Annotated in this window: 22 protein-coding genes, 2 pseudogenes and 1 riboswitch; of the genes and pseudogenes, 6 read left to right on the forward strand and 18 right to left on the reverse strand. The window is 52.4% G+C overall.

The features are described from left to right. Positions 1-58 precede the first annotated feature (58 nt). Positions 59-1,120 carry an NAD(P)/FAD-dependent oxidoreductase gene (locus JI735_RS03220; RefSeq protein ID WP_039833760.1) on the forward strand — a complete coding sequence of 354 codons (1,062 nt, stop codon included), beginning with the start codon at positions 59-61 and terminating at the stop codon, positions 1,118-1,120. Positions 1,121-1,135: 15 nt separating this feature from the next. Here JI735_RS03220 and JI735_RS03225 read toward each other — a convergent pair whose 3' ends face one another. Further along, entirely contained in the window at positions 1,136-1,390 is a 255-nt protein-coding gene (locus JI735_RS03225; RefSeq protein WP_020426352.1) for a YuzB family protein, read from the reverse strand. A gap of 82 nt (positions 1,391-1,472) precedes the next feature. Between JI735_RS03225 and JI735_RS03230 the strand changes: the two genes are divergently transcribed. Continuing rightward, positions 1,473-1,721, forward strand: a complete 249-nt coding sequence (locus tag JI735_RS03230) for a NifU family protein (RefSeq protein WP_020426351.1) — start codon at positions 1,473-1,475, stop codon at positions 1,719-1,721. A gap of 82 nt (positions 1,722-1,803) precedes the next feature. Here the strand turns inward: JI735_RS03230 and JI735_RS03235 are convergent, their stop codons facing one another. The 17 genes from JI735_RS03235 to JI735_RS03310 form a co-directional block, all read right to left on the reverse strand. Further along, entirely contained in the window at positions 1,804-2,646 is an 843-nt protein-coding gene (locus tag JI735_RS03235) for a hypothetical protein (RefSeq protein ID WP_039833761.1), read from the reverse strand. Continuing rightward, a complete protein-coding gene (locus tag JI735_RS36795; protein ID WP_267919259.1) occupies positions 2,639-2,872 on the reverse strand; it encodes an RNA polymerase sigma factor in 234 nt (77 codons plus the stop codon). Before JI735_RS36795 ends, JI735_RS03235 begins: the two co-directional genes overlap by 8 nt. Beyond that, on the reverse strand, positions 2,776-3,219 hold the full coding sequence (locus tag JI735_RS03240) for a sigma-70 family RNA polymerase sigma factor (RefSeq protein ID WP_267919140.1): 444 nt from the start codon (positions 3,217-3,219) through the stop codon (positions 2,776-2,778). The genes JI735_RS36795 and JI735_RS03240 overlap by 97 nt, the downstream gene beginning before the upstream one ends. Positions 3,220-3,439: 220 nt before the next feature. Beyond that, the gene (locus JI735_RS03245; RefSeq protein ID WP_039833763.1) at positions 3,440-4,318 is read right to left on the reverse strand and encodes a MetQ/NlpA family ABC transporter substrate-binding protein; all 879 of its coding nucleotides are present in this window, start codon (positions 4,316-4,318) and stop codon (positions 3,440-3,442) included. 58 nt (positions 4,319-4,376) lie between these two features. Further along, positions 4,377-5,045, reverse strand: a complete 669-nt coding sequence (locus JI735_RS03250) for a methionine ABC transporter permease (RefSeq protein ID WP_039833764.1) — start codon at positions 5,043-5,045, stop codon at positions 4,377-4,379. Beyond that, positions 5,045-6,061 carry a methionine ABC transporter ATP-binding protein gene (locus tag JI735_RS03255; RefSeq protein WP_039833765.1) on the reverse strand — a complete coding sequence of 339 codons (1,017 nt, stop codon included), beginning with the start codon at positions 6,059-6,061 and terminating at the stop codon, positions 5,045-5,047. Before JI735_RS03255 ends, JI735_RS03250 begins: the two co-directional genes overlap by 1 nt. A 98-nt stretch (positions 6,062-6,159) precedes the next feature. Beyond that, positions 6,160-6,302, reverse strand: a riboswitch (SAM riboswitch). 89 nt (positions 6,303-6,391) lie between these two features. Then, on the reverse strand, positions 6,392-7,138 hold the full coding sequence (locus JI735_RS03260; protein WP_039833766.1) for a Cthe_2314 family HEPN domain-containing protein: 747 nt from the start codon (positions 7,136-7,138) through the stop codon (positions 6,392-6,394). Positions 7,139-7,150: 12 nt separating this feature from the next. Next, on the reverse strand, positions 7,151-8,920 hold the full coding sequence (locus tag JI735_RS03265; RefSeq protein WP_202677044.1) for a UbiD family decarboxylase: 1,770 nt from the start codon (positions 8,918-8,920) through the stop codon (positions 7,151-7,153). 53 nt (positions 8,921-8,973) lie between these two features. Further along, entirely contained in the window at positions 8,974-9,900 is a 927-nt protein-coding gene (locus tag JI735_RS03270; protein WP_085979249.1) for a COX15/CtaA family protein, read from the reverse strand. Positions 9,901-10,020: 120 nt separating this feature from the next. Next, positions 10,021-10,365, reverse strand: a complete 345-nt coding sequence (locus JI735_RS03275; protein WP_039833771.1) for a thioredoxin family protein — start codon at positions 10,363-10,365, stop codon at positions 10,021-10,023. A gap of 118 nt (positions 10,366-10,483) precedes the next feature. Then, the gene (locus JI735_RS03280; protein WP_039833772.1) at positions 10,484-12,112 is read right to left on the reverse strand and encodes a putative polysaccharide biosynthesis protein; all 1,629 of its coding nucleotides are present in this window, start codon (positions 12,110-12,112) and stop codon (positions 10,484-10,486) included. 26 nt (positions 12,113-12,138) lie between these two features. After that, positions 12,139-12,624 carry a DUF456 domain-containing protein gene (locus tag JI735_RS03285; RefSeq protein WP_039833773.1) on the reverse strand — a complete coding sequence of 162 codons (486 nt, stop codon included), beginning with the start codon at positions 12,622-12,624 and terminating at the stop codon, positions 12,139-12,141. A 61-nt stretch (positions 12,625-12,685) separates the two neighbouring features. Beyond that, positions 12,686-13,474 (reverse strand): Cof-type HAD-IIB family hydrolase, encoded by a 789-nt coding sequence (locus JI735_RS03290; protein ID WP_039833774.1) that lies wholly within the window; start codon positions 13,472-13,474, stop codon positions 12,686-12,688. 90 nt (positions 13,475-13,564) lie between these two features. After that, positions 13,565-15,607: a peptidoglycan D,D-transpeptidase FtsI family protein gene (locus JI735_RS03295; RefSeq protein WP_325175573.1), complete on the reverse strand. Its 2,043-nt coding sequence runs from the start codon at positions 15,605-15,607 to the stop codon at positions 13,565-13,567. A 109-nt stretch (positions 15,608-15,716) separates the two neighbouring features. Next, on the reverse strand, positions 15,717-17,789 hold the full coding sequence (locus JI735_RS03300; protein ID WP_039833775.1) for a peptidoglycan D,D-transpeptidase FtsI family protein: 2,073 nt from the start codon (positions 17,787-17,789) through the stop codon (positions 15,717-15,719). A gap of 112 nt (positions 17,790-17,901) precedes the next feature. Then, positions 17,902-19,047: a transglutaminase domain-containing protein gene (locus tag JI735_RS03305; RefSeq protein ID WP_039833776.1), complete on the reverse strand. Its 1,146-nt coding sequence runs from the start codon at positions 19,045-19,047 to the stop codon at positions 17,902-17,904. A 61-nt stretch (positions 19,048-19,108) separates the two neighbouring features. Beyond that, complete coding sequence (locus JI735_RS03310) at positions 19,109-19,546, reverse strand: hypothetical protein (RefSeq protein WP_039833777.1); 438 nt, start codon at positions 19,544-19,546, stop codon at positions 19,109-19,111. A 349-nt stretch (positions 19,547-19,895) separates the two neighbouring features. On the opposite strand from JI735_RS03310, the pseudogene JI735_RS37695 reads away from it, so the two are divergent. The 4 genes and pseudogenes from JI735_RS37695 to JI735_RS03320 all read left to right on the forward strand — a co-directional run bounded on the left by JI735_RS37695 (position 19,896) and on the right by JI735_RS03320 (position 21,871). Next, positions 19,896-20,626, forward strand: a pseudogene (locus tag JI735_RS37695) (MFS transporter). Beyond that, on the forward strand, positions 20,563-21,078 hold the full coding sequence (locus JI735_RS37700; protein WP_411830152.1) for a hypothetical protein: 516 nt from the start codon (positions 20,563-20,565) through the stop codon (positions 21,076-21,078). Before JI735_RS37695 ends, JI735_RS37700 begins: the two are co-directional and overlap by 64 nt. A 174-nt stretch (positions 21,079-21,252) precedes the next feature. Next, positions 21,253-21,327: pseudogene (locus tag JI735_RS35230) on the forward strand (YjcZ family sporulation protein); the annotation flags it as partial. A gap of 187 nt (positions 21,328-21,514) precedes the next feature. Beyond that, positions 21,515-21,871: a DNA primase gene (locus tag JI735_RS03320; protein ID WP_039833782.1), complete on the forward strand. Its 357-nt coding sequence runs from the start codon at positions 21,515-21,517 to the stop codon at positions 21,869-21,871. Positions 21,872-21,935 lie beyond the last annotated feature (64 nt).

The following is a 21,935-nucleotide window of genomic DNA, read 5'->3' on the forward strand; positions in this document are numbered from 1 at the left end:
GTTCATCCGGCAGCTGCTGCAATGACCATAACTGAGCCCTATTCGAAAGGACGATGTCATGAGAACATTACTCGTCTTGGGCGGCGGCTACGGCGGCCTTGCCCTCATTCAAGAATTACTCGACAACCATCTGCCCCGCGATGTGGAAATTGTTTTAGTTGACCGGATGCCTTACCAGGGAATCAAGACAGAATACTACGCACTGGCTGCGGGCACCGTCACCGATTATCATTTGCGCATCCAGTTCCCGGTGCACCCGCGTCTTACTGTACGTTACGGCGAGGTAGGCTCCATAGATCTGGAGAGCCGGATGATCTTTTTGAAGACGGGAGAGCCCATGTCTTACGACATATTGGCCATTGCTCTCGGCTGTACGGATAATTATCATAATATTCCAGGTGCAGAAGAGCATACCTGCAGCATTCAGAGCTTCTCCAGTACACGCGAGACTTACCGGCGCCTGAATGATGTGAGGCCTTACGGAACTGTCAATATTGTAGGCGGAGGACTTAGCGGAGTGGAGATTGCTGCAGAGCTGCGGGAAAGCCGGCCCGATCTAAACATCTCTATTCTGGATCGTGGTGAACGTGTACTGTCCTCTTTTCCGGCAAAGCTGTCGCAGTATGTGGAGGAGTGGTTCAGTGAGCACCATGTGGAGACATTGGGTCATATCTCCGTATCCCATGTCGAAAAGGATGCCATCTTCAATGGCACCCAGGCTATTCCCGGTGATGTGACCGTATGGACCGCCGGCATCCAGCCGGTGGAGGTCGTGCAGCAGCTTGAGCTGCCGAAAGACCGGGGCGGACGAATTATTGTAGAGCCTTATTACAATGTGGCGGATTATCCGGAGGTCTATGTGATCGGCGACTGTGCCAGCCTTCCCTTCGCGCCAAGCGCGCAGGCGGCCGGAGCGCAGGGTGAACAGGTGGCGCAGATCATGCAGGCCCTATGGCGCGATGAAACGCCGAAGCTGCACAAGATCAAGCTGAAGGGCACCCTTGGCTCTTTGGGCAAAAATGCCGGTTTTGGCTTGATGGGCCGCCGCTCTGTCATGGGGCGGGTTCCCCGTTTGCTGAAAAGCGGTGTGCTCTGGATGTCCAAACGGCATTTTGGCTAAAATATGAGCCTGGGACTAATCGATCTCAAGATTGTCCCAGGCTTCTTGTTCTTTTATTGCAGCCTCTATGGCCGCTTCAAGCTCTTCCGGTGTTTCCGCTTCAATGATCTCACCGTCAAGCATGGCGAACGGCTGCAGATAGCATTGTCCGCAATTGTTCAGACAGCCATACTCAATGACATCGTATTCGGGATTGAGTTCCAGCTTGCGCTTGAGCGGTTCTGTGCCGTGTCCGATATTGCTGGCACAAAATTCAATAAGTGGTCTCATGATGTTCTCCTTATTCTGTGTGAACCATTTTATTTTTTAACTTTTTGTACTATAATAAGCATACGAAAGGAGTGATTGAGAAATGAGTGAGAATCTGCAAAGCACCACCATGTATGATGAAGTACTGGAAGTGCTCGATAAACTTCGTCCGTTCCTGCAGCGCGATGGCGGCGACGTCGAACTGATCGATGTAGAAGACGGCATTGTTAAGCTGAAGCTTATGGGTGCCTGCGGCAGCTGCCCAAGCTCCACGATCACGCTCAAAGCCGGGATCGAACGCGCCCTCCTTGAAGAAGTAGAAGGCGTAGAAGAAGTTATTCAAGTATTCTAATCCCGTTGTATAACAATCCCGGCCTCGGATGAAGAAGGCCGGGATTTTTTTTATTATAGTGGATTTCGCATTCGGGATCAACCTAGTGTGCCGGTGCGGGAGCAGCCACGCTGCTTGTGTCCGAGCTCTCCACTTTTTTCTTCGCTTTATCGATCTCTTCTTGCTTGAGAGGGGGACCGACGGTAAAGCTGTCAATGATGGTACCGAGCACAGCAGAGTCGAAGTCCTTTTGGGAGTACAATTCAACTGTAAACCCCTTCTGCTCCCAGATTACTATCCCATTCGCATGGTATACTTTGGTACCGTTAATAATTTCGGTTGTGACCGCACCGGCGGTGCTGATTCCGTTATCGCCACCTTTTGAAATCAGGAAATTGACCGTCTCTTCACCTTTTGCGTAATTGACTCCAATCATGCTGTCTCCTTGAATAGTGCAACTCACGAACTTATAATCCAGAAGGCTGGCTGGCGCCGGAAAGTTAATGTCCAGCACTGCACGGGCTTCCTGCACGGTCAGGTCAGGAGGTGTCGGCAATTCAATCACACCGGATTCATTACCAGCAGTTTCGGAGGTTGTGCTGTCTGCCGGGGAAGCCGGAACTTCCTCATCATATTGTGTGATTTTCATATTGCCCACCTGGAATTGCGCTACAATGGATTTGAACATTTCCTGGGCGTAGGAAGTAGCCGAGAATGCGCCTCCCAGGGTGACCACAGAACATGCAACGACTATACCCGTTCTCCATTTGCTCTTTTTCATAAATACCCCATCCTTTTTTAGGTTCTGGGCTGCAATTGACCCTGTCTCCATTTTGTGGATTAAGCGGTGATGAATTTTTTCCCTCGAGGCGGAATTGTCCAAATCCATATGCTCAAGCAGCTCGCTAAGCTTCCTTAAATGTTCCGCGTCCTGTGTTTTACTCATATTTGAACCCTCCTGCCTCCAAGGCTTTATGCAGTTTTTTCAAGCTTCTGTACACTACAACGCCAATATTGGATTCACTTACGCCCAGCAGAGCCGCTATTTCTGTATTCTTCAGTCCCGCGCCGTACTTCATCGCGATGATATTGCGTTCCTTGTCGCGCAGCTTCGCCAGGGCCTTGAATAATTCCCGGTGATTGTCATCCCGGATGACCAGTTCCTCGGGGATGGCTTGGGGAGTACGAAATCCAGCAGTGTGTCCAGCGAGAAGTGGCTGCCTTTCTTTTGCCTGCGGAAATAATCCGTCACCGCATTTCTTACAATCGCAAACAGCCATACCTCAAACCCTGATTTTTCCGCTGAGAAGGTTTCATATTTGGAAATGACGGTTTCGAATACCTGGCTGCAGATATCTTCCGCGGCAAAATGATTGTTGATCCGGTAGCAGATATATTTGTAAACGCGTTTCTGGTACAAATTATAGAGCCGGGTGAACGCCTCTGTGGACAAAGCTTCCTCCCGGGCACTGGCAGTTGTCTCACGATATGTTCCAGTCTTCACGCTTGCAATTTCCAACTCTCTCCCTCCTCTCCTGTTCGGCTTCATAAGCAGCAGATGTTCAACAAATTGCGCAATTTGTTTGTTACCAATCTTACCTAAGTTAATACGCAGAAGCGCCCAATGCATTAACAACATAAATCTGAATCTGCAAAAAGACCAGAAGTGCTCCGCAGCCTTCATGGCTATCGGATACCTCTGGTCTTTAATTTATCGATGTTCAGCTCAAGAAATTAAATTAGAATGCCGGAATGATCGAGCCTTGGTATTCTTTTTCAATAAAGGCTTTGGCTTCCGGGGAAGTCAGAGCTGCAGCCAGCTTCTGAATGGCATCGGAGTCCTTGTTGTCAGGACGCGCTACCAGCAGATTGGCGTAAGGAGAATCGGTTCCTTCGATGAACAGAGCGTCCTTGGTTGGAACCAGCTTCGCTTCCAGGGCATAGTTGGTGTTGATCAGAGCAAGATCTACTTCATCCAGCTGGCGGGGCAGCATAGCGGCTTCAAGCTCTACAATTTTGAGATTCTTCGGATTCTCCGTGATATCGGCTGTAGTTGAGGTAATATTCGTATCGTCCTTCAGCTTAATCAGGCCATTTTTGGCCAGGAGGATCAGCGCGCGGCCGCCGTTGGTGGCATCGTTCGGAATCGCTACTTTTGCACCGTCAGCCAGCTCGCCGATCGATTTAATTTTTTTGGAGTAAGCACCGAAAGGTTCTACGTGAACCGCTGTTACGGATACGAGGTCCGTGCCGTTTTGCTTATTCTGATCATCCAGATAAGGCTTGTGCTGGAAGAAGTTCGCATCCAGTTCATTCTCGGCCAGCTGCGTATTCGGCAGAATGTAGTCGGTAAATTCCTTGATTTCCAGCTTGATGCCCTGTTTCTCCAGAAGCGGAGCAATGGCCTTCAGAATTTCTGCATGCGGTTTTGGCGATGCGCCAACCACCAGGGTTACCGGTTCTGCAGCAGGTTCAGTTGCGGGTTCTGCGGAAGCATCCGCAGCCGGAGCGTTCGTAGCCGCAGAATTTGCAGCATTATTAGTTTTATTGTTGTTGCCGCAAGCTGCCAGCACCAATACCAAGGTCAAACTGAAGAATGTGAGCAATACTTTTTTCATTTGTAAATCCCCTCCATCTCATTATTTTTGTATGAATAAGGCTCTATAGGAAACTGCCTTATTTCCGGGTAAAATGTTGTACCAGCCGGTCGCCGGCCATTTGCAGCAGCTGCACCAGAATAACCATCAGTGCCACGGAGGTAATCATAACTTCCTTCTCGTAACGGTAATAGCCGTAACGGATAGCCAGGTCCCCCAGGCCCCCGCCGCCGATCATTCCAGACATCGCTGTGTAAGAGACCAAGGTAACAATCGTAATCGTCACTCCGGCCAGCAGGCCCGGACGGGCCTCGGGCAGAAGCACACGCCAAACGATTTGGCCTGTGGAGGCTCCCATTCCCTGCGCCGCTTCGATCACACCCCGGTCAACCTCGCGCAGTGCCGTCTCCACCAGTCTGGCAAAAAACGGAGCCGCGCCGATCACCAGCGCCGGAATCGTCCCCAATACGCCAATTGAAGTCCCCATAATGGACTTGCTTAGAGGAATCAAGGCGACCATCAGGATGATAAAAGGCACAGACCGCAGAATATTTACAACAAATGATAATACCGAGTAAATCGACCTGATTAAGACGTGATTTGATCTGCCCCATAAATATAACACAATTCCGAGTGGTAAACCAAGAATAATTGTGAAAATTCCGGAATAAGCCAACATTCGGAGGGTAGCTATACCCGCATCGAGCATTTCTTCCCAGTTAATCTCGTTAAAGTTCAAGCCGCCCATCAGGCAAACACCTCCACATCAAGACCTTGTGCCGCCAGTTCGGCAAGGGTCGCCTCGACGGCTTGCGCGCTTCCTTCAAAGCGAACAAGCAATTGGCCGTAAGGCACTTCTTTGATCGTTGAAATCGTCCCCTGGAGGATGGCAAAGTCTACACCTGTTCCACGAACCACATGGGATAGGGTAGATTCATATGTCTTTTGTCCAAGAAAAGTGATTTTGACGGATTTGCTGTACTTATCATGCACTGCCTCCAGTGCAACACGGAGCGGCCCTTCATGCTGGTTCTCACTGCGGATGAAATCCTTCGTCACTTCATGTTGGGGCTTCAGGAATACATCTGCCACTTCCCCCTGCTCCACAATTCCCCCGCCATGGATCACCGCTACCCGGTCGCAAATGCTCTGAATCACATGCATTTCGTGGGTAATGAGCACAATGGTCAGATGAAACTTCCGGTTAATGTCCAGCAGCAGCCGGAGAATGGAGTCGGTTGTCTGCGGGTCCAGCGCCGAGGTGGCTTCATCGCAGAGCAGCACATCGGGGTCGCTGGCCAGCGCCCGCGCTACACCGACACGCTGCTTTTGACCGCCGGAGAGCTGCGCCGGATATTTGCGGCTGTGCTCTTCCAGTCCTACAAGCGCGAGCAGTTCCAGCACCTTGCGTTCAATCTGCGCCTTCGGCGTACCAGCCAGGCGGAGCGGAAAAGCAATGTTGTCGTATACCGTCGCAGAAGACAGCAGATTAAAATGCTGAAAGATCATGCCGATCTTGCGCCGCTGTTCCTGCAGCTGTCCCTGGCTCAGTGAGGTTAATTCCACTCCATCCACCCAAACTTCGCCTTCCGTAGGGCGTTCCAGCAGATTGATGCAGCGGATCAGTGTGCTTTTGCCGGCGCCGGAGTGGCCGATCACCCCAAAAATCTCACCCTTTTTAATCGACAGGTTAAGACCCGAAAGCGCCATTGCAGCTTTGCTGCCTTTTCCATATACCTTGGTCAAACCTTTCAGCTCTATCAAACTAGTAATCCTCCCCCAAGTAACCCTTATAAAAACTAAAAAACCTCCTACGATCGATTGCAGATCGCAAGAGGCCCCGTGATTGTATTAACCCTGCCTTCTCATCTGCCAACGACCGTAACCTGCACGGCATTGTAGGAATTAGCACCATGACATTTGTACAGAATACCATGTGACGCATTCCATACAAATCGGTTGCCGGGCTTCATCGGGCCTATCCCTCCGCCGCTCTCGATAAGAGTTGATTATGAAGTTAGCTGCCGAAGCATGTAAGATGCTAATGCAAGCTCAAGTATAGTAATTTTCAGGTTTTTTGTCAAAGGGAACTTTTTACTGAGAATGATGGGCTCTCTTAAGGTTTGCCGCGATTTTGCCCTTGTGCCACTGCTCATTGCTGTACCTGAAGGAAGCTGCCAAGGATTTGCAGACCATTTCCAGGCTCTGCTTCAGATCCTCCAGATGACTGTCCAGATCCTCCAGATGAATTTTGTCATGGAGACCCTGATGCCGCTGCCACAGATCATCCTGCATTTCGGCGTTCATGTAATGAATCTCGGCATTGCGGCGTTTGCGCAGATTTTCGAGCGGTTCACGGTAGGCGTTTTTGATCGTCTCCAGTTCCCCGGCGAGGGCTGTATGCTTCTCATGCAGCTGAAACTGGCGCAGTACAGTGAAATAGGAGAAATGGACTTTGACTTTGCTGGTATTCAGGTCATACAGACTGTTAAGAACCGTACCCAGCTTGTCCAGCAGTGAGAATACACGGATGAAGCCATTTTTATAAAAATAAACATAACGCGCATATTCCCCCTGCTCCTTAGGAGACATATCATCCATATAACCCGCTACAACGGATTTGCGGAAAAAAGCAGCCGCGAACCAGCTTTGCTCCAGCTCGTCCAAGGAAGAGATCAGCCCGCGCGTCCAGATTTCCAGCTTGCGGGATTCATGATCCGGGTCTTCATGGGTGTTCATCTCCCTGCGCAGCATGGATGCCGCCTTCGCCATATTGTCCATGGCTTCAGCCAGCACACCACTGTTCTCGCGGGGCGGTTCTCCGAGTAATATCCGCAGCATCCTGCATCCTCCTCAGTGTGGGAAATAGCTGTTCCAGTTGCGGTCGACCCGCTGGACAATATCCTCGCGCGGAACCAGTTCCTCGGGGTAATCCCGCTTCATCCGGGCATCGATCACAAGGGGCAGCTTATAGCCGATATGATGGCTTTTGATCTCGTATTCGGCGTAGATATCACTGGCCGGATCGAACCTCGTGAACACCGTCCACAGGAATGAAGTTTGCGTGCGCACCGTATCCGGGGCATTATCCACTACAAACACCAGCGGCCAGGCTGTTTCCTGTGCACGCAGAGCTGCGATTAGCCGGGAAGGAAGCTCAGGATCTTCTTCATAGGATGCACCGGAAACAGCCAAACATCCCCGGCAGTAAGGAATTGCCTCATTAATACCCGGGAGAAGACCTTCCGTGTAAGCAGAAGGCAGCTCACGCACCGGATTTCCCACGCCCAGCATGATGGCCTTGCTGCCATGGTTCATCGCATTGGGCGAATGGTCCTGCTCGTCCGGGGCGGCATTTCCGTACACCAGGAAATCCGAGGCGGGATTGAAGCGCTCCAGCACACTTTCCAGCAGCTTAGGGAACTCTGCCAGCTCCACGGGTTCATTGGTCAGCAGCAGAAATTTGGTCAGTGACAGCTGGCCTTCCCCCAGGATGCGGTAGGCTGACACCACCGCTTCTCTGGGATAACTCTCCCTTACTACGGCAGACACCAGTGAGTGAGGGCCGCATTCGGCGTATTCCCACAACGCTTTGACGGAAGGCATCAAAAGCGGGTATACGGGGGCCAGCAGCCGCTGTATGTATTCCCTGAGATAATAATCCTCCTGGCGCGGCTTGCCGATGATCGTTGCCGGGTAGATAGCATCCTTGCGGTGCCAGATACGCTGCACATGCATCACAGGGAAATGGCGGGGTGTGGAATAAAATCCATAGTGATCCCCGAACGGTCCTTCCATCCGCCGCTCATGGGGGGCAATCAGTCCCCGGATGGCAAATTCCGCTTCAGCGGGAATCCGGTGCCCGCCCATCGGGTCCTTGACCATCTGCAGCTTGCCGCCCAGCACAAGCGATGCCAGCAGCAGCTCCGGCAGACGTTCCTGCACAGGAGCTGCTGCAGCGGCTATCAGTGCCGGAGGCCCGCCGAGAAAAACGGACACGGGCAGCGGCTCGCCGAGCTGCTCCGCCTCCCGGTGATGAAAGCCGCCTCCCTTATGCTTCTGCCAATAGACCCCCGCTTTGCTGTCATCATATATCTGAACACGGTATATTCCAAGATTATGGTTCTGCGGATGAGTGATGCTCTCGGTATAGACCAGCGGCAAGGTCAGAGAAGGTCCCCCTTCCTCCTGCCAGCCGGTGATGCGCGGCAGTTCCTTCAGCGGCTCGGTGCTGCGGCAGACCCCAAGCACAGGCGCTTCTCCCTGCGGCACATTCCGGGTCCCGACCTTAAGCAGGTCCAGCAGCAGCCGTTTCTCCTTCCAGAGCCCGGATGCTGTTGGCGGCAGCACTGTTTCCATGGCGCCCATGAGGGTCTTCACCAGCTGCTCGGGGCGGGTCCCGAAGGCCTGGTTGGCCCGGCGCACCGTTCCGAACAGATTCGTCGCTACCGGAAACGGCGTGTCTTTTACATTTGTGAAGAGCAGAGCCGGCCCCTCCTCCCGTACCACACGCCGATGAATCTCCGCAAGCTCCAAATAAGGGTCCACCGGAGCATCAATTACGGCAAGATCCTTATCCTTGCGGAGCTGTTCAATCCATTGACGCAAATTACCATATCCCAATCTCGTTCCTCCTCAAACAGGGCACTATCCCACAAAAGTTTGATGAGCGCAGACTATTTATTCGCTCTTTCCAGCTGCCATACGCGCACACTCATATAACACAGAACACCGAAAAGCCCGGCGATCAGGAGAATATGCGCCAGTGCGGCAAATATGTACAGCCTTTCGTTATATAGGGTATGAACAACAGCCGCACCGCTGAGTACTTGAAGCAGACACAGCACAACTGCTGCAATGCCAAGGGCTCTCAGCTCAGGCTGCGCTTTATGTTTCCAGAAGGCCAGATGTCCAAGGCACGCAACCAGGAGAAACAGCAGCGCCGCCGCAACCCTGTGCGTAAAAACAATGGTTACTCCGCCTGACAGCTCAGGGAACCACTCCCCGTTACAGAGCGGCCACCCGGAGCAGCCTCCCTGGGAGTCTGTATGGCTGACATACGCCCCAATATAAACCACTATATAAGAATATAACGCAGCCGCCCACGTTAAGTTGCGGAAGCCCCTGCTGACCCGCCGGCCCGCCACAGGAGGATCATCCCCCCATGCATGTCTGCGTTTCGTCCCCAGGGCAAGCATCAGCGAACTGGCGAAAGCGATCAGCGAAAAGCCCATATGCAGCGCCATCACCGCAGCCGACTGTGGCCGGATCACCGCAAGTGCCCCCATCCCTCCCTGTACTACCACAAATAAAAGCGTCAGCAGGGCGAACACCTGCAGATCTCTCCGCTCACGGGCATAACGCCAAAAGGCAAACATTGAAGCAAGGGACAGCAGACCGGCAAGACCGCTAAACAGACGATGGGTGTACTCAATGAGGGAGCCTATCGTATAGGCAGGAACAAGCTTTCCGTGACACAGCGGCCATTCATTGCCGCACTCCAGCCCGGAACCTGTTTTGGTGACCACGGCTCCGCCGAGCAGAGCCATAAACATAATTAGACAAGTGATGTAGCTGAGCCATTTCAATTGATTCATCGTCAATGAGATCACCCGCAATTTTATAGGAATGAATGGGAAATAGTGCTTGGTTGAAAGCCTTTGCAGCGCCCGGTTTAGAAAAACACCGCTTCTGCTCGGGTAGGGCAAAGCGGTGCAATGTGATTACTTGTGTATGGTCAGATAAACTTCGAGCGCTCTGTCCAGAAATCCCTCGATCTCCTCACGGGATTTGCGCAGCTTGTTCACGAACCTTACGAGCTCGCGGCCATCGCTATACGCAACAAAGCTGGGAATGCCGAGAATATTCTGTTCCTGGCTGACATCGCCTACAGCGTCAACATCCACTTCAACCAGTGTGAGGCGTTCATTATATTTCTGCTCCACATCAGGCATGAACGGATCAATGAACTTGCAGTCGGAGCACCAGTCGGCTTTGAACACGGCCACGGTCAGACGGGGCGATTGAATCGCCACCTGAAATTCCGCAGGCGAAGTAATTTTATCCATAAATTGAACAGTCCCTTCTGAATTAAGAGTAAGCTGTTTTGTTGGTTTTTCTTTAAGTGAATCAAATTGTCAGGAATAAGTCAAATAAAAAAGACAGAATAAGACAATGATCACAGATTTATTGCTCAGAACGAACACGTTCAGGCTGCAGCTTCATGAGCGGACCCAGCAGCTTCTGCAGCGGCCGTGGATAACCGGCGATTTCCTGACGGCTCAGCACCCCCAGAACAATGAGCAGCACAAGGTAGACGATAACCACCGCCGCCCCTACAACGAGGCAAGTGATCAGGAAGGCCAGGCGCGCAGGCATCATATGGGTAAGCAGCTGTCCCGCCTCGTTCAGTCCGTAGCCAATCCCTCCGGCGGCCAATACGGCAACAGCGAAGCCGCCCCAGCGTTTGCCTAGGATCTCGAAAGGAACGATAGTCTTGAGCATTCTCAGGTTAAGCAGGGTAATCACAATGAAGCACAGCGCCGTGGCAGCAATAATGCCGTAAATACCGAACAAGCGGCTGAGCAGGAAGTTGGACCCGAATTTGACCAGCAGACCCGCCAGCACATAGTACATGGAAATCCGCGCCTTTCCCATCCCAAGCAGAATGGAGTTGGTCGTCATCATCGTAATCTGGAAAATCGTCCCGAGGGTCAGCATGGCTACAATGCCGCTGCCGTCCAGGCTGCTGAACAGCAGGCCGTTCACGGAATACGCCGCTACAACGAGCGAAAGGACAATAGGCGTCCCCGTCAAAATCGAAATCCGCAGCGCCAGCGTGATCTGCCGCTTCAGGTGCGCCTCTTCGCGTCTTGCATAAGCGGCGGAAATGACCGGAATCAGCGAGGTGCTGAGTGCGATGGACAGCACCGGCGGAATTCCGGCTACACTCTGCGCCCGGCTGCCGAAGATCCCCAGGGCCTGAGTAGCGGCTTCCCGCCCGATCTGCCCGCTGAGCAGCGGAACAATGAATGAGGTATCAATGAAGTTCACGACCGGAACCGTAACGGAAGAGAGTACAATCGGTATGGACAGCTTAAAGATATCCTTATAGATTTTCAGCAGCGGAATCCGGGTTTGACTGGAATCGTACAGGGCTTTCTGCTCCTCGCTGCGGCGGAGCTTCACCGCATAATACAGCATCACGCCAAAAGCCCCGATGCTGCCAAGCACGCTGCCGAAGGAGGCGCCGGCAGCCATCCAGGTATTGCTGTAGCCCTGGCGCAGCAGAATAAAGGCAAGCAGGATCGCCGTGGATACCCGGGCAATCTGCTCAATGATCTGTGAGATGCCGCCAGCCATCATATTGTTGCGTCCCTGGAAATAACCGCGCATCATCGCGATCATCGGAAAGAGCAGCAGCGCCGGGGCAATCGCCCGGATCGCCAGCGTGCTCTCAGGCACCTTGCTATACTCTGCATAGTAGGGAGCCGCTATGTACAGGATTGTACTCATCAGCACACCAACCACCGCAGCAAAAATAAGCGCCGCGCGGTATACCTGCTGCGCCTCATGCGGCCGGTTCAGGGCATAACGCTCAGACACCATCTTGCTGAGCGTACTCGGAATACCTGCTGTAGCCAGCGGCAGCAGCATCAAATACACGTTGTTGGCCTGCGTAAATGATGCATTGCCGATATCATTGAATAAATGCTCCAGCGGCACCCGCTGGGCAAGACCAAGCACGCGGGCCACGAGCGCCGCCGCGGCCAGGATAAGCGTGCCTTTGACAAAAGACTCTTTCTTGGTGGACAAACTGTTTCGCCTTCTTCGCTGTTAAATTAATACCGGCCAATCCAGATAAAGAAGAGGACGACCATGGCAATTTGCAGCACGATTTTGACGACCGTGCTGCTGAATAAGCCAAGCAGTGAGCCAAAGCTCACCTTCAAGGCTTTGCCGGGCTTGGAGCCGGCGATCAGCTCACCGGCAAATGCGCCGACAAAAGGGCCGATCAGCAGGCCAAACGCCGGGATAAGGAACGGGCCCAGAATCAGGCCAATCGTGCTGCCGATCACCGAAGCGCGGGAGCCGCCGAACTTCTTGACGCCCCAGGCCCCGACCACATAATCCGCCACAAACAGCACAACCACGATCAGCGTCTGAGTGATCCAGAATCCCGCACCAAACGGATCAAAGGAAAAGAACCAGCCGTATACGAAAAAGGCCAGATAAATCGCCAGTGCGCCCGGCAGTATGGGATACACTGCTCCGGCAAGCCCCACGGCGAACAAAGCAATAATCAGAACCCACCCCAGAATCGCCAATTCCTTCAACTCCCAAAGTTTTGATAGCATAAGCTGCTGCAATTCACTTCGCAAAAATCTGTTATTTTCCGGATGATCTTCCGGCCTGGGCTTCTACTTCGATTTCAGCTTCGGCCAAAATATACTTTTGGATTACTTCTGCTATGCCGTCGTCATTGTTCGTGGCGACGACGGCGTCCGCTTCCTGCTTCACAACCTCCTGGGCGTTGCCCATGGCGACACCGAAGCCGGACTGCTGGATCGCAGCCAGATCATTCAGACTGTCCCCTACAGCGACAACCTGGGACATCTCTAAGCCCAGGAGCCTGCAGACCTCCCGGATACCTGAAGCCTTGTTGATGCCCAGCGGATTAATCTCCAGATTGGTTGGTGAAGAATTCGTAATTTCGAGTCCGCCCAGATCTTGAAGCCGCATCAGCAGCTTATGGCGGATGTCATCGTCCTCTGTGGAATACCCGAACTTAAGCCACTCCCGGCCTTCGATATCCCCATCCCAATTGTCGCGGTTGTAAACCTCGTCTACTGAACACGCCCAGAACCAAGTCCCGTATTCTTCGGCCATTTCATGCATGGTCTTAACCAGCGTCACATCCATCAGGGAGCGGCGGTACAGCTCACTCGGCGTACGCCACACCTCACTGCCGTTGACCATAATCATCGGAGTTTCAAGTCCCAGTTGCTCAGCATAAGGCATTGCACCGCGGGAGGTGCGTCCGGTGGACAGGCAGACATGAACGCCCGCATCCATCGCTTTTTTAATCCATTCCACCGTTTTGGGGGTAATCTGTTGTTCATCATTCAGCAGGGTTCCATCCATGTCCAATGCTAGCAGGCGGTATTTGGCAATCATTTGCCACCCCTCCATTTCTTGTTGGCGCTCTCTACGCAAGAGCAGCAGTGTATTTGTGTTGCCTACTTTTCCGTCTTCCCGACTATTATATCAGTTGTTTGTTGTGGCTGTATTTTCGGAATCTTTCCCTGCGTCAGCGCCGTCTTTGGCACCTTCTGTCTTCAAGCTTTTCTTAGGCACGCCATCCAGACCATACTCCCAATCGTAAGCGTCAAAAATCTTGCGGGCCACCGGCGCCGCACTGTTGGAGCCGAATCCCCCTTCAGGGATAACCACGGCTACAGCCAGCTTCGGATTCTCACGCGGGGCAAAAGCAATGAAGACCCCGTTATCGCGCAGGTCGCCTTTGGCTGATTGCTGTGATGTCCCTGTTTTGCGGGCGAAATCATACGGAAAGTCAGAAAATGCAGTTACATCACTGCTCATGCCCTTTTTGATTTCTCTCCAGAAGGACTTGTCAAAGGTCGTGACTTCATCAATAACCTCACGTCCAAAGGTCTTAACCACCTTACCGTCCGGGTCCGTGATTTTGCTGACCAGCTGCGGTTTGATCCGTACACCTTCATTGGCAAGAGTAGAAGCATACTGCGCAAGCTGCAGCGTAGTGTAGCTTCCCTGCTGCCCGAAGGATGCATAGACCAGCGCCGCCTGGGCACTCCCCGCTGCTTTTGTATTCGTATAGTTGATTTGTCCTAAAAACTCTCTGGGAAGTCCGCTTTGCGTCGAAACGCCGAGTCCGAATTCCTTCATATATTTATCCCAGACCCCAATACCTTTGTTTCCATATTTCTCGTACAGCTTCTTGCCGACCATATCCACCATGAAGACGTTGGATGATTTCTCAATCGCCCTGGAGGGGTCCATGGAACCGTACACGTGCCCGGAGGCATTGCGGACCGAGGATTTATCATTTTTCCCGAAATAGGCAATCCCCTTATCCTGATAGGTAGTAGAGGTGGAGAAAAAGCCTTCGTTCAGTCCGATAAGCACACTCAAGGGTTTGATGGTCGAACCCAGCAGCAGCACAGATTGAAGCCCATGGCCCGACACCCCGGAGGATATCGGATTAATGGTCCCGTTCTGATAGTTATTCATAATGCTGTTCCAGACATCGGTAGGCAGCGAGCCTTTCGTCCAGACATTTGTATCATAGTCAGGCATACTGGCCATAGCGACGACATTCCCGGTGTCAACTTCCATCGCTACAGCGTAGCCTGTTACGGCATCAGGATGTGTTTTCCCCTGCACGGAATGTGAATGCAGCCAGCTAATCTGCTCTGTAATAGCCTGCTCTGTCTTAAGCTGGATGTTTTTATTAATGGTCATCCAGACGTCATTTCCCTTTACAGGAGGGACCATATTCTCGATGTTTTCGGCCATATTCTGCGGATTGACGGAGATCACCTGATAGCCGTTTTTGCCGCGGAGTTCCCGCTGATACTGCAGCTCCAGACCGTCGAAGCCGACAAACTCATCATCCTTGTAAGTCAATCCAGGATCATTGTCGATCTTTTTCATTGCATTTTGAATGTTTTTGTAAATATCCAGACTGCCTGCGGACTTGAAAGGCTTGATGTAACCTACAGTCTGCACCGCGACCGTATCCTTATTATAATGGCGGTTACTCTCCTCGACGACTTCAAGGCCCGGGTATTCCTCTTTATGCTCCATGAAATAGGCCACTTCTTTGGGGGTAAGGCCAGCTTTGATCCGCCGGGCCATAAAGCCGGAATATTTCTTGAACTTGAGGTCCAGGGAGTTAATTACATCGTTAACCGTCAGCTTTTCGCCATTCGGATCGCCATACTTATTGAAATTCTCAACCAGATTGTTAGCCAGCGCGTAGACATTTGCCCGGGCCTCCGGAGTAAATGAAGTTTCACCTGTTTTCTTATCTGTAGACTTGGCTATATATTCTTTGGTAAGCGTGATATACAGGGATTGCACAGGGCTGGAATACGCAATTTCCTCGCCTCCGGCGGCGCGGATCGATCCCCGTATGGCTGCAAGCGGCACATTTTTGGTATCACGGCTGGTCTCAACCTCTTTTAAATTGGGTCCTTCCACAAACTGAACAACGGCAAGACGGATAATGATAACGCAGAAAATGACAAACGTGCTGAAGAAAAACACGTTGAGGCGCAGGCCAAGCGAGCTCTTGCTGTCCTTCCCGTCCGGGGAGAGGCCTGCTTACGGAAAACACTCACAGTTTTTCACTCCTCTACATCTTAAAATAAACCTTTTATTCCAATGTTGACTCCGTGGCAGGGGATACGTTCTTTCGGGGGACTCCATTCAGTCCGTATTCCCAGTCATAAGCGTCAAATATTTTGCGGGCTACCGGAGCAGCACTATTCGATCCAAAACCGCCCTCCGGAATCACTACAGCTACAGCCAGCTTGGGATGCTCACGGGGCGCGAAAGCGATAAACACACCGTTGTCACGCGTCACTCCGTATGCATCCATTTCGGAAGTGCCGGTCTTGCGGGCAAAATCATAAGGAAATCCGTCAAATGCCTTGACGTCAGTATTCATCCCTTTTTTGATCTCCTTCCAGTAGGAGGGATCGAACGAAATTGTGCTTAGCACCTCACGGTGAAACTCTTTGACGGTCTTGCCTTCCGCATCGGTAATTCTGCTGACCAGCTGCGGCTTGATCCGCTCTCCCTCATTGGCGAGAGTTGCTGTGTACTGTGCCAGCTGCAGCGCTGTATATTTGCCTTTCTGGCCGAAGGAAGCGTAGACCATGGCTGCCTGGGTGCTGCCGGCCGCCTTGGTATCCATATAATCACCCAGTCCGGCACTTTCATTAGGCAGGCCGCTTTGTGTGGATACGCCGAGCCCAAAAGCCTTCAAATATTGATCCCACACCTCCGGTGCCTTGCTCTTATATTTCTTGTACAGGGGATCCCCGACCATATCGACCATAAACGCGTTGGATGATTCCTGAATCGCTTTAGCCGGATCCAGCGGTCCCAGCACATGGCCTGAGGAATTTTTTACAGAAGCATTGTCGTCTTTGCCGAAATAAGCGATCCCTACATCGTTATAAGTATCGCCGGTAGAGAACAAACCTTCATTTAATCCAATCAATACACTTAACGGTTTGACCGTGGACCCCAAATAGATCACTGACTTCAGGCCATTCCCTGAAATCCCGGAGGTAGTATCTCTGATCGTTCCGTTCAAATAATTGTTCGCAATTTTTTCATACACCTCAGGCTCAACTTTATCTGTTGTCCAGACACTCGTGTCATAATCAGGCATACTGGCCATGGCCACCACGTTTCCAGTGTCCACTTCCATGGCAACAGCGTAGCCGGTCAGGGCATCGGGATGAAGTTTCCCCAGCACCGGATGGGTGTGCAGCCAGCGGATCTGATCCATAATCGCCTGCTCGGTCTTCATCTGTACGTTCTTGTTGATCGTCATCCAGATGTCGTTCCCCTTGACCGGAGGTACTGATTCAATAATTTCTTCGGCCATATTCTGCGGATTTACGGAAATGGTCTGGTAGCCGTTTTTCCCGCGCAGCTCCCGCTGGTATTGCTGTTCGAGGCCATACGCACCTGCAAATTCTTCCTCTTTATACACTAAGCCGGGATCGGCATTATTTTTCTTCATTGCACTGCGGATATTTTTGTAAAGGTCCAAACTGTCTAAGGATTTAAAAGGTCTGATATAACCCACCGTCTGCACAGCCACTGTGTCCTTGTCATAATGGCGTGCAGCCTCCTCCACAATCGAAAGACCGGGATACTGTTCCTTATGCTCCAGAAAATGAGCCACTTCCTTGGGCGTAAGTCCTGTCTTGATTTTGCGCGGATAGTAGCCAAGCGTTTTTTTGAAATTGAGATCAAGCAGTGTTGTAATTTCTTCTCCTGTCAGCTTTTTGCCGGACGGATCGCCATATTGATTGAAGACAGACTCCAGTCTTGCTGCCAGGGAAGCGGTGTTCGCTTTGGCCTTGTCGGTAAATTCATATTCATTGGTTGCCTTATTCCTATAGGTCTCGGTATAGTCCTTAGTTAACGTGATGTACAGGGATTGGACAGAAGTGTTATACGCGATGTTCTCCCCGCCGGCAGCATGAATTATCCCCCGGATCGCGGAGAGCGGGACAGTTTTGGTCTCCTGATTCTCTTCAATTTCTGTTAAAGCCTCAGCCTCGACGAACTGCAGTGACGCAAGACGGACAATAATTACACAAAAAATAAAAAACGTGCCGAAGAAAAACAAATTGATGCGCAGACTGGATGTGCTTCGGCCATGACTTGAATCCGGGCTTCTGCCCGGGAAACCAAACCATTTCACGGCGGATTCTCTCCTTAGCTAAAGCAAATATTGCCTGGTCGGAACGTATTCTTCAAGGCTGCTTGGTATGCCTTGTTATTGTACCATATATCCCAAGGCTGACGCTTCCTTCTCAGAGCACATCTTCTTTAATGTGGGTTTTCTCAAAATCCTTGCTGTCGAACCAGTCCCCGCTGCTGGCCCATGTCGAATCCAGCGGTATCCAGGCCTGCCTGTCCGGCAGGTACACCTCATTCCAGGCATGAGGGCCATGCCCGCCTTGACCATCGTACCCCTGGCCCGTGACTACGCGCACCTGAAGTCCCTGCGAACGGGCCATCACGGCATAGAGGCGGGCATAATCTATACATACGCCAAGCCGGGTATCGAAGGTATCCTGGGGCGTCTGCTCATGCCAGATCCGGTTCTGCTCATAGTTCTCTGCTTTGCCGTAATCATAGGCAATCCGTGAGCCTATCCAGTCGTACAGCCGTCTGGCTTTGTCCCCTTCCCCCTTGGCTTGTCCGGCGATATCGGCTGCGGCTCCCACAATATCGGGCGAAATTTCATGATCAATCACTTCATATTTCCGCCGCAAAATATCGTTCATCTCATCGGCCACCGCTTGGGTCAGCACCGGCAGCTTGCTGCGCACATCTTCACCGGCAAGCGGCTCGAACACCGCAGCCGCGCTCTGGCTGTAAATCGGGGAGGACTCCACATACCGGCTGAAGCCGCTGTCCGGATTCAGACCGACGCCAATGTACAGGGCAAGCACCAGGATAAGCCCGCGCACAAGCCCAATCACTCCGCCGATCAGCGCACCGCTGAGACGGCTGGTTGGCGTAAGCTTCCGGTCCGCTGCCCTGGCCCGAAAGCGGGGCAGCCGGAACGGCAGGAGCATGAACAACAGCCCGAGCAGAAGCCGGATCAGGCTGTAAGAGATCAATAGAAGCAGCAGAAAACGCACAAAAGGCGATCCCGCTAAAACCGAGACGGCAGTGTAATATAATTGCTGCCAGCCGCTGAGCGTTGTGTCCGGCAGTGCAATTCCTGCAGCCCAGGCTGCTGCGGCCGGTGACAGATACATCGCCGCCGGAATGGCCATGGCGAGCGCCAGAATGGTAAGCACCCCGTTCCCGAGCATCCCGAATAATCCCCCTGCCGCCCTTGTGAAGCCTCTGCTCCAGCCCTGGAGCAGCGAGAAAAGGACAACCACCACCAGCAGGATGGAGATCATATTGGCATTACTAAGGCTGTCTATCCATCCGTTAAGCATGTTTGTCCCTCCTTTCCTTAGTATCCAGATTCAAATGGGCTGCAAATATCCGTACCTGAATCTACTGATTCTTCCGGGCTTCGTCTATGAACGTTTTGGTGGTGTCCGTAATGCTCCATTTCCCGAGGCTCACCCCGCGGAAAGTCACTTCAACCTTGTCCTCTCCAGCCGCACCCTTCACCTCAAGATTAGGTGTTGTAATCGTAAAGGAGCCGTCGCCCCCGGAGGTATATGTAGCTTCCTGCGCTTCTTTTAGCATGACTTCCTGCGCTTCTTTCTTCAGCGTACTTACCGTTCCATCCGCCACCTTATTCACAGCGTTGCCAATTTGATCAAGCGTAACCCCGCTGTAGATGAACAAGCCCACAACAATAACAATTACAATCGCCCATTTCAGCACCGTTTTAACCAGGTTAATTACCGCAAACAGCAGGACAAGCGCAATAACGATAACCAGCCAATTCTCTCTAATAAATTGTGACCACACTGCCGGATCCATCAATTTCACAACACCCCTATCGCCAAATTTCGTCACTCCAGGGCGCATGCCCCCGGGACATTTCATAATTAATAATTATTATACATGAATAACCTTTATAATTCATGGCCTGAGTGGCCTCCGGCAAAGGCCCCCAATAAAATGGTATAAGCCTGCCTGACCCCACGTAAAGTACAAGTAGGTCATTATCGGGAGCAACAGATTTAAAAGAACCGGGTTAGCCGTCATTTTACAGAAACAGCACCCGGTTCAGCGAAGTCCGAAGGATTATTTATGGCATGAACCTTTAATTGCTTTTCCTGTGAAAAAAGTGCCTGTGCGCCTTACCGGTGCAAAAGACGGGCCCCCTATGGAGGTGCTTTCCTTGAAAACCGCGCTGTGGCTGTACCTGTTTCTCTTTCTGGCCTTTTTCGACCTGCATGCCCAGTACCCCATCCTGACGCCTTTTGCGATCTCTCTGGGGGCGGGGCCGGCCTTCATCGGGTGGATGATGGGCATGTACTCGCTGACGCATCTTCCCGGAAATCTGCTGGCCGGTGTGCTGGTCGACCGCAATGGCAGCCGCCGCTATATTGTCTTCGCACTCACGGCGGCCGGAGCCATTCTGCTGATGCAGGCTCACGCACAGCTTCCCTGGCATTTGCTGCTGCTGCGCGCAGCCAGCGGATTTGCGCTGGCCTTTCTCTCCCCGCCTGCATGGCATTGCTGGCCTCGCTCTCCTCCGATCCGGCGACCCAGGGCAAATATATGTCCGGCCATGGGATCGTCCATACGCTGGCCTCTGTCGTCTCTCCGGCGGCCGGCGCCTTTATTGTGGCGAAAGCCGGCTACTCCGGCACGTTCACCACACTTGGCTGGCTGCTGATCTTCACAGGTGTGATGGCATTATTCAGCGTGCCGAAGCAGGTGCAGAGCATGTCTGCTGCCAAGCCGGCGCTGCCGCTGCACTCGCCCGCACAAGCTGCGGACCGTGAGAACCCCGGGTCTCCCGCCGCTATTACCTTCTGCCCTTCTTCGTGTCCTGCTCCCAAGGCGTGCTGTTCTTTGAGCTGCCTCTGTCACAGGGCAGCGAAGGAATGATCTCAACCGGCATCCTGCTGTCACTGCTTAGCTTGGGGGCGCTGGTGACACTCAGCCTCCTTTTTCTGAACGGGTTTGCTCCGGGAATAAGAATCGCTGCGGCGCTCCTCGCCATGGCACTTTGCTTTTTCACCCTGGCCGCCTTCCGCCATATTCCTGCCGGAGTGGTTCTCTTCCTGCTTGGTGCTGCCAAGGGGGTGCTGTTTCCGGCAATGGCTTCTCTCTTCATCAGTCTTGGAGGCCCTGGTCGCATGGGACGCACTTTCTCGCTGCAATCGATTGCCATGTCTCTGGGCGCCTTTGCCGGTCCGGTAGCTGCAGGGCAGCTGCGGGAATTCGTCTCTCCGTATTTCATCGCGTTTGTGCTGCTCATGACCGCCATTCTGCTGCTCCCGCCCAGAGGCTCGGGCAAGCCCGCTTACCACCCGGAATGGAACAGCCCGGCGGCCTGAAGACCAACACCCGTTCACTGGCAGCTGTGAAAGATGGGAATAGGCAGGCATACAAACTATTTAATCCAACAAACATAATATACACTGTAATCACCCCTCAGCCGAAAGCGTGGTGAATTCTCGATGGGCGAATATTGCGGTCCGGGCCCGAACCCCGCTTCTGTTGCTCCCGTATTCTGGACTTCAACAGGTACAATTCTGGTGCTCTTCATTCTGCTGGTTATCATCCTCAGTGCGGGAATATTCTAGGTTTTGTCCGCATTTGCCGAATTGACAACTCCCCGACAATCACCCGGTTCAGCAAGCCGGGTGATTGTTTCTTTTTACGACATTTCCCGGGGAATGAAAATCCGGTGTGCCTTTTCGCTGTTAAATATGACGACTCTTAGGTAAAATATCGACATAGACACATTACACCGGGGGAGGTTGACAGAAAATGTCCATAACCATCATTGTCGAAGGCAAAAACGACCGCAGCAGATTACGGAGAATCCTTGCTCCAGAGGTCGACATCCAATGTACGTTCGGCACGCTGAATACGCTCAAGCTGGAGACACTGCGGCGCAAAATAGGAGATGGGGAAGTCTACCTCTACATGGACAATGACAGCTCGGGCAAAAAAATCCGCGGCATTCTGCGCGATGCTTTTCCGGATGCCATTCATATTTATACCCGGAAAGGCTATGCCGGAGTGGAGGGCACCCCGGATGAATACAGCATCACCCAACTGGAGAAAGCCGGGCTGGAGGAGTTCATCATTTATCCTGAGCCTTTACCTTACTTGGAGTCGTAGCATTCATTCTGACGTTCCAACACACATCAGTAGAACAAAGCAGCAAGCCGCCGGGCCAAATGAG

Source organism: Paenibacillus sonchi (assembly GCF_016772475.1).
In the GTDB taxonomy this organism is placed as follows: domain Bacteria; phylum Bacillota; class Bacilli; order Paenibacillales; family Paenibacillaceae; genus Paenibacillus_AQ; species Paenibacillus_AQ sonchi.

Bases quoted from the DNA above. Each gene is read 5' to 3' on its own strand.
- JI735_RS03230 (WP_020426351.1), top strand. From the start codon at position 1,473: ATGAGTGAGAATCTGCAAAGCACCACCATGTATGATGAAGTACTGGAA.
- JI735_RS03235 (WP_039833761.1), bottom strand. From the start codon at position 2,646: ATGAGTAAAACACAGGACGCGGAACATTTAAGGAAGCTTAGCGAGCTG.
- JI735_RS03305 (WP_039833776.1), bottom strand. From the start codon at position 19,047: ATGCTTAACGGATGGATAGACAGCCTTAGTAATGCCAATATGATCTCC.
- JI735_RS03290 (WP_039833774.1), bottom strand. From the start codon at position 13,474: ATGATTGCCAAATACCGCCTGCTAGCATTGGACATGGATGGAACCCTG.
- JI735_RS03320 (WP_039833782.1), top strand. From the start codon at position 21,515: ATGTCCATAACCATCATTGTCGAAGGCAAAAACGACCGCAGCAGATTA.
- JI735_RS03245 (WP_039833763.1), bottom strand. From the start codon at position 4,318: ATGAAAAAAGTATTGCTCACATTCTTCAGTTTGACCTTGGTATTGGTG.
- JI735_RS03250 (WP_039833764.1), bottom strand. From the start codon at position 5,045: ATGGGCGGCTTGAACTTTAACGAGATTAACTGGGAAGAAATGCTCGAT.
- JI735_RS03220 (WP_039833760.1), top strand. From the start codon at position 59: ATGAGAACATTACTCGTCTTGGGCGGCGGCTACGGCGGCCTTGCCCTC.
- JI735_RS03260 (WP_039833766.1), bottom strand. From the start codon at position 7,138: ATGCTGCGGATATTACTCGGAGAACCGCCCCGCGAGAACAGTGGTGTG.
- JI735_RS03225 (WP_020426352.1), bottom strand. From the start codon at position 1,390: ATGAGACCACTTATTGAATTTTGTGCCAGCAATATCGGACACGGCACA.
- JI735_RS03310 (WP_039833777.1), bottom strand. From the start codon at position 19,546: ATGGATCCGGCAGTGTGGTCACAATTTATTAGAGAGAATTGGCTGGTT.
- JI735_RS03275 (WP_039833771.1), bottom strand. From the start codon at position 10,365: ATGGATAAAATTACTTCGCCTGCGGAATTTCAGGTGGCGATTCAATCG.